Annotated in this window: 7 protein-coding genes; 1 reads left to right on the top strand and 6 read right to left on the bottom strand. The window is 35.3% G+C overall.

The window, feature by feature from the left end; translation table 11 throughout:
• The 5 genes from HOG88_RS04985 to pyrH form a co-directional block, all read right to left on the bottom strand.
• Window positions 1–646, bottom strand: a 646-nt coding sequence (locus HOG88_RS04985; RefSeq protein ID WP_295003842.1) for a nitronate monooxygenase, incomplete at its 3' end; no start/stop codon positions are given.
• Complete coding sequence (gene tyrS, locus HOG88_RS04980; protein WP_295003839.1) at window positions 646–1,845, bottom strand: tyrosine--tRNA ligase; 1,200 nt, start codon at window positions 1,843–1,845, stop codon at window positions 646–648. The genes HOG88_RS04985 and tyrS, both read right to left, overlap by 1 nt.
• A gap of 20 nt (window positions 1,846–1,865) precedes the next feature.
• On the bottom strand, window positions 1,866–4,019 hold the full coding sequence (locus HOG88_RS04975; protein WP_295003837.1) for a RelA/SpoT family protein: 2,154 nt from the start codon (window positions 4,017–4,019) through the stop codon (window positions 1,866–1,868).
• Between the two features lie 5 nt (window positions 4,020–4,024).
• Window positions 4,025–4,246, bottom strand: a complete 222-nt coding sequence (locus HOG88_RS04970) for a DNA-directed RNA polymerase subunit omega (protein ID WP_295003835.1) — start codon at window positions 4,244–4,246, stop codon at window positions 4,025–4,027.
• 22 nt (window positions 4,247–4,268) lie between these two features.
• Window positions 4,269–4,979, bottom strand: a complete 711-nt coding sequence (gene pyrH / locus HOG88_RS04965) for a UMP kinase (RefSeq protein WP_295003833.1) — start codon at window positions 4,977–4,979, stop codon at window positions 4,269–4,271.
• A gap of 73 nt (window positions 4,980–5,052) precedes the next feature.
• Here pyrH and HOG88_RS04960 point away from each other — a divergent pair, with 73 nt between their 5' ends.
• On the top strand, window positions 5,053–5,682 hold the full coding sequence (locus tag HOG88_RS04960; RefSeq protein ID WP_295003831.1) for an alpha/beta fold hydrolase: 630 nt from the start codon (window positions 5,053–5,055) through the stop codon (window positions 5,680–5,682).
• Between the two features lie 6 nt (window positions 5,683–5,688).
• Here HOG88_RS04960 and HOG88_RS04955 read toward each other — a convergent pair.
• Window positions 5,689–7,362, bottom strand: a 1,674-nt coding sequence (locus HOG88_RS04955; protein ID WP_295003829.1) for a ferredoxin--nitrite reductase, incomplete at its 5' end; no start/stop codon positions are given.

Below are 7,362 nucleotides of genomic sequence, written 5' to 3'. Positions count from 1 at the left end.
CGATAACTGGAATATCACCCCATAATGCGGCTTCTGCAACTACTGGTGCTACAAGGTTTTCTAATCGGTACTCTTCAAGTTTACATTGCTCGTATGTAAAACCTTGGTGACCACCACTCTTTGGTCCCTCGACTATTACAGCATCAGGAAGTCTATCATAACGTTTTTTCCAGCGTTTACAAATAATTTTTAGAGCTTTGGCAGAAGAAACAATAGGTACAAGTGCTACGTCTGGATAGCCTTCTGTAAATTCTGGCATATTTGTTGGGAGTCCTGCCCCTGTAATAATAATATCAATACCAAGTTCACATGCATTTCTAACAACATTACCATAACCACTGATAGCATATAGAATATTTGCAGCAAGTGGTTTGTCCCCAGCTATACTTCTTGCACTCTTGATAATTGCTTCAAAACCATCTCTTGAGTAAAAGTTATCTTCACTTAATGGTCTGTTTGCAACTAATTTTCCTGCAAACTCTTTGTCCATAAAGTATCCAGTTCCAACTGAACTTATAACACCAAGTCCACCCTCTTTTGAAACATTGCCAGCTAGTTGGTCCCAACTAATACCAACACCCATTCCACCCTGAACGATGGGTTTTTCAATTGTGTATTTTCCAATTTTTAAAGAGTTGAAGCTCATTAATTAACCTTTAACTTTGCGAATTTTCTTTTTCCAACTTGAAGTAGATACTCTCCAGTTGTTAGTTCCAACTTTTCATCAGATACTTTTTCTTGGTTTATTTTAACGCCACCTTGCTTAATATCTCGCCTTGCTTGAGAAGTTGATGGCTCAATGTTACAATCTACCAACGCTTTTGCTATCCAAATTTCCCCATCACAAGAAAACTCTTCTATATCTGTAGGAATTTGACTTTTAGCATGAACTTTATCAAACTCAGCTTTTGCATTTTGTGCTTCTTCTAAAGAGTGAAAACGAGCAGTGATTTCTAAAGCAAGTTCTTCTTTTACTTTTTTAGGATGCAGGGAACCATTTTGGACTCCATTTTTTATATCGCTAATCTCATCAAGTGATTTTGTACTTAAGAGTTCAAAATATCTCCACATTAAAGCATCACTAATGCTTAAAACTTTTCCAAACATATCGTTTGGCTCGTCACTAACACCAATATAGTTACCTAAAGATTTACTCATCTTTTGTATACCATCAAGACCCTCTAGTATAGGCATCATTAAAACAGCTTGTTGTTTTTTTACTTCATAAGATTTTTGTAATTGACGACCCATCAGAAGATTAAACTTCTGATCCGTTCCGCCTATTTCTATATCTGACTTTAAATGGACACTGTCATAACCTTGCAGAAGTGGGTACATAAATTCACTTACCGCAATTGGTGTTTGTGAAGTATAGCGTTTAGAGAAGTCATCGCGTTCTAACATACGAGCTACGGTAAGGTTTGAAGCAAGTTGTAACATGCCTGCTGATCCAAGTGCATCAAGCCATTCATGGTTATAAACAATGTCTGTTTTTTCTTTATCTAAAATTTTAAAAGCTTGAGTTGTATAAGACTCTATATTTTTAACAATATCCTCTTGAGTAAGTACTTTTCTTGTCGCATTTTTACCTGTTGGATCACCGATAGTCGCTGTAAAACTTCCTATAAGAAACTGTATACGAGCGCCATACTTCTGGAAAGTTGCAAGTTTTTGCAGTAGTACTGTATGACCTAAATGTAAATCAGGCGCAGTAGGATCAAAACCGGCTTTTACTGTATAAGTTTTTCCATCTTCGAAATATGCCTTTAAAAGTTTTTCAATTCTTTCATTATCTATAATCTCGGCAGTTCCTCTTTTTATCTCAAGTAAAGCTTCTTCTATCATTTATATTCTCTTTGTAATTATTAATTTTTATAAGCATCATCAGCACGTAGTAGCTGGATAACTTTTATTTTGTCTTCTATTTTAACACGTAGTGTGTTAATATCTGCTTCTCTTGCCTCAAAGACTAGTTCACAGTACTTCGTATAATCTACACTTTCTTTACCTAACTCAATGGAAGTAATGTCAATATTTAACTTCACCAAAAAGGTTAAAAAATCTGCTAAAGCACCTTTTTCATTGAGCATTGAAGCTATGAGCTGATACTTATGTGCCTTAGAATGTTCCCATTTTACAAAAATTACTCCTGCATTTGCATCTAGCTTTTCTGTACTATGTTGACAAAGCTTATGATGAACATTCACCTTGTTTTTTTCTATAAAACCTATGACTTCATCACCAGATTTTGGATGACAACAGTAGTCAAAAACAACATCATTCACAGAACTTGCTGAGTATATATCTAGTCCTGCTAATGTTGTATGCTTTAACTTAAATCTGTGTCTTGAAAGAAAGGCTGTAAATCTATTGTTTTTAGAGATATCTGCTACATATTTATGTATCACATTCTTTAATTGGTCTATATCATTAGGAATATTTGAGATATTTTCACAGTGACTTTCATCAAACCATTCTTTCACTCTACTGATATTTAAGCTCATAATTGTTGCAACAATACTTACAGCAGACTTTGAGTTTATCTCCCTTATACGTGCATTACAATTAAGTTTCATATTTGTTTGTGCTCTAGAAGTCTTCACGGCATCTATCCAGCTACAACGAGTCATCATTTCCTCTGCTGTTACCACTTGAACAATGTCACCATTGTTTAACTCTGAGAGAAGAGATGATTTAATATTATTTATAAGAACAGCCTCTGCTTTGTTACCAACTTCTGAATGAACAGCATATGCAAAATCAAGTGCAACGGCACCTCTAGGAAGTGTAAAGGCATCTCCAGTAGGAGAAAAAACACTTATATCTTCAGAGTAAAGATCATTTTTCATGAGGGTGTAAAAATCTTCTACTGGTTCATCTTGGTACTGAAGGCTATCTAACCAGTCTAGTTTTATATTACCTGCTCCACTCTTATACTTCCAGTGTGCGGCTACTCCTAACTCAGCAGTGTTATGCATATCGTAGGTTCGTATTTGTACTTCAAATATAGCTGCATCATAAAAAACACTGGTATGAATAGTCTGATATCCATTATCTTTTGCTACTGCTATATAATCTTTAAAGCGAGATGCTAGTGGACGAAAGTGAAGATGAATAAGTCCTAGTATTTTATAACATTCAACAGGATCTTTTACTAGTACTCTTACAGCTAAAAGATCAAGAACTTCATCTATCCCGACTCCCTTTCTCTGCATCTTCAAGTAAATAGAGTAACGGTGTTTTACCCTTGAGAGTATTTCAAAGTCATCTTCACAAAAACCATTTTGTAAAAGTAGTTTTGATATAGATTCTTTAAATTCACCGAGTCTCATCTCAATTGCATGATAGTTTGTATCGAGGTAATTATCTATATGGTGTTTTTCTTCTTTAAAAAGGTATGAAAAGCTTAAGTCTTCAAGAATATTTTTTAAAAAACTTATTCCTAATCTATGAGCAATTGGTGAGTAAACAACAAGTGTCTCTTCTGCAATCCGTAACTGTTTATGGTCTGGCAAAGCATCTAGTGTAAGCATGTTATGAAGTCTGTCACAGAGTTTTATAACTAAAACTCGAACATCTTCTATGCTTGCTAAAAGCATCTTTCTAAATGATAATGCAGAAGCGACAAGTCTTTCATCAGAGGTAGATGGAACAAGAGCATTATCACGGATAACATCTATTTTAGTAAGTCCACCAACAAGGTGGGCAACATCTTTTCCAAACAGTTCTTCGATATCAAATATGCTTATATCGGTATCTTCAACTATGTCATGTAAAAGTGCGGCAGTAGTCATAGAAGTGTCATCAGTAAGGGTTGTAACAATGGAAGCTACGAGGATTGGATGAACGATATACGGTTCACCACTTTTTCTAAATTGTTCTTTATGTGCCTCTTGTGAGTACTCAAGAGCTTTTGCAAGCTGATCAGTACTCTCTATCTTAGAGAAAAGGTATGCACTTGCCGAATCAACATCATGAAGATGCTTAATCTTCTCAATCTCAGCTAGACTCAGAGGCAAAAGGATTACTCCTCTATATCTGTGAAGCCTTTAACTTGAATAAGACCTTCAGCGATTTCCATAAGAGCTAAGTCAGCTGACTTTACACTTTGAGTATTTACACTTAATTTACTTGGTGCACCATTTTCTAACTCATCACATCTAGTAGCAACGGCAATTGCTAGTTGATAGTTATCCATACTTGGATTATCTGTTAATATTTTTGCTGTTAATTCATTTGTTTTCATTCTTTGGTTTCCTTTTAGTTTTTTATCTTACTATTGAACATGTTGACATATTTCCGTTGACTATCTCTAATAGATTACCCTTAACAGACATGTCACAAACAATAATAGGAAGTTTGTTATCTTTTGCAAGTGCTATAGATGTGTCATCCATAACCTTAATGTGATCCTGAAGTGCTTGGTCGTAAGTAAGCTCATTGAGTTTCACTGCATCACTATATTTTTCTGGATCTTTATCATAAACACCATCAACTTTTGTTGCTTTGATGATTACTTCCGCACCTATTTCAACAGCTCTTAGCGTTGCTGCCGTGTCAGTTGTAAAGAAAGGATTTCCAGTTCCAGCAGCAAATATAACTACACGGCCCTTATCTAAATGACGATTCGCTTTACGGTTGATGTATGGTTCAGCAATCTGTTCCATTTTGATAGCTGTCTGCATACGAACTTCAAGTCCAGCATGCTCACAAGCTTCTTGCATCGCAACACCGTTTATAACGGTTGCAAGCATTCCCATATAGTCACCAGATGTACGTTTTATAATTCCATCTTGGGCAGCGGTTACACCACGAATGATATTACCACCACCGATAACTATTCCAACTTCTATATCTGCATTTACTAGAGTTTTTATCTCTTGAGCAATGTATTTTAAAATTTGTGTGTCAATGCCATGACCTGCCTCACCAGAGAGAGCTTCACCTGAAAACTTCACTAAAACACGTTTATTAGCCATCTATACACCTTTTTATGAAAATCCGTGAAGTATACTAAAAAATCTCTTTATAAATGCTTGGGTATAATGTCACATGCAAAACTTAGAACTCAACAATATATTTATAAAGTCAAAAGCAGTGTCAAAAAAACTCATGATTATTCTTCATGGAAGAGGCGACTCTTCCGAAGGTTTTCGTGGTTTACCTGATTTTTTAAACATCGATGAAATGAACTATATACTCTTTGATGCTCCCTTTGAATACTTTAGTGGTCATTCATGGTATCAACTTCCACCGGAACAACTCCCGGGGATTGAGTATTCATGTGAAATGTTAGGAAAAGATTTAGATACTCTTTTCCAAAATGATTTCAATGCTAACGAAAGTTTCCTCTTTGGTTTTTCTCAAGGTTCTTTACTTACCTTTGAGTTTGGAGCAAGGTATCATAAGGTTTTAGCTGGCTATATCGCAGTAAGTGGTTATATTTATGATGCAAAAAAATTACTTCAAGATATGAATCCAAATGTTAAAGAAGCTCCATGGTTATGTACACATGGGACAAGCGATGGTGTTTTAGATTTCCAAACTTCAAAGAAGCAAGTCAAAATTCTACAAGATGATGCTTTTAATGTCGTCTTTAAAAGTTATGACAAAGAGCACAATATTGATAGAGATGAGATAGAGATGATATCATCATGGATGAAAGATATCATCTCTTCTTAGAAGTATTTACTTAGTATAAAGCATTATAAAGGGCATAATTTCAGAGAAAACGACTGCCCTTTTTTCTTCTTGCGTATGTAAAATCAATTCTAACATTAATGCTATATTTTCATCTATGCCTTTTACAAGCTTTCTGATATTTGGAAGTTTTTCACCTTTTACAAGATTTGTAAATCGCTCAACTGAAGAGTATGGTTCTTCTTTGCTAAGTTGATAATACAGCTTACGTCCAAGTTCAAAAACTTCAAACTCTTCATTCTTTCCTGTTATAACCTTTGTCTCATAACCAAAATCTACTTCTATTTCTTTAGCTCTAAGATAAGCCTGAAGCATCATTACAAAACCGATTTTTGCAGTTGTATAATTTGCTAAAACCCTATCAAAAAAGAGTTCAAATGACTCACCATCCTTTCTCATTCTTCTATACTCTAACATGAGTGATTCGACATAGTACTTTGCATAATCAAGTGGAGCTGACTTTATAACGGTATGTCCTTCTCTTGATTCGCCTGAGAGTTGACCCCCTAAAAGTATATGAGCGCCACTACCATTTATACCCTCTATCTTAGCCTTACAGCCTTCAAAACCAACATCACCAAGTCCATGAATACCACAGCCTTTAACACAAGCTGACCAGTACATTCGCACACGTCCTGATTCTAAACTTACATTGTCACTTAGATACTGTGCCATTGAAATCGCATCAAATTTATTTTCAATAACTCCAAAAGGACAATGCTCAGTCCCAGCACAAGCGATAAGATGATTAAAATATGGTGTATTTATATTTTTGTATTCTAAAAAGAACTCTTCTTCTAAAAGGGCAGTAATATTTTTTACTCCCATAATGTAAAAACTTTGTTCAATGTCAAAACGTAGTTCAGAGTTTCCATATTTTTGTGCGAGTAGTCCTGCATCTGTCATAGCAGTTCCAGAAAAAACACCTGATGGAACGACTACATGAGCCCCAATTGTCCCATCACGAAGCTGTATTTTCCCATGATCTGGTTCAATATAATCCATCTTAGTCATACTCTCACCAGAAGTTGCAAAATCTATCCCCGCGTTTTCACGGATTGCATCTTCCATCGCTTTCATACCCACCGCTTCTATAAGAAAATGAAGTCTGTTTTTGTTACGGTTATCACGAAATCCAAATCGTTTAAAAAGGTCTGTAATAGAACTAAATGCGGCAAGAACTTCTTCTTCGTTTTTTAAAAATATATCTGATTTTTTTGCAACGAGACCAACTTTTCCACCAAGGTAAAGGTTGTATCCAAACATTCCCTCTTTTTGAGCTAAAACAAAACAGCAATCATTACCATAAACATTACATCTGTTTGATAAGTTTCCACTGATAGAAGTATTGAATTTACGAGGAAGGGTAGAAATCCATTCCGGAGAACCAAGAAATTTTTCTTGAATTTTAAGAAGTGTATTATGAGAAGGAATCACGTTGTCAAATGCTAAGTCATCAAAAGGGTCAGCAACTATTCCCCGAATATTATCCACACCTGTTTGAAAAGCAGAGATACCAACCCCGTCAAGTCTTTTTATAATGATAGGTAAAGATTCAATAGTAAGATAGCGAAGTTCACACTGCTGACGTGTTGTAAGGTCTATATAATCCTGTCCAAATTCTTTTGCACATTCACCGACAACTACGGCTTTTTTGGGTTT

This window comes from Sulfurimonas sp. (assembly GCF_018698455.1).
GTDB lineage: Bacteria > Campylobacterota > Campylobacteria > Campylobacterales > Sulfurimonadaceae > Sulfurimonas.
The sequence above is the reverse complement of the archived record's forward strand: the minus strand, read 5'-3'. Positions and strand labels throughout refer to the sequence as shown.

What these genes read in the sequence shown, in the direction of transcription:
- HOG88_RS04960 (WP_295003831.1), top strand. Translation starts at nt 5,053, where the DNA reads ATGCAAAACTTAGAACTCAACAATATATTTATAAAGTCAAAAGCAGTG.
- pyrH (WP_295003833.1), bottom strand. Translation starts at nt 4,979, where the DNA reads ATGGCTAATAAACGTGTTTTAGTGAAGTTTTCAGGTGAAGCTCTCTCT.
- HOG88_RS04970 (WP_295003835.1), bottom strand. Translation starts at nt 4,246, where the DNA reads ATGAAAACAAATGAATTAACAGCAAAAATATTAACAGATAATCCAAGT.
- tyrS (WP_295003839.1), bottom strand. Translation starts at nt 1,845, where the DNA reads ATGATAGAAGAAGCTTTACTTGAGATAAAAAGAGGAACTGCCGAGATT.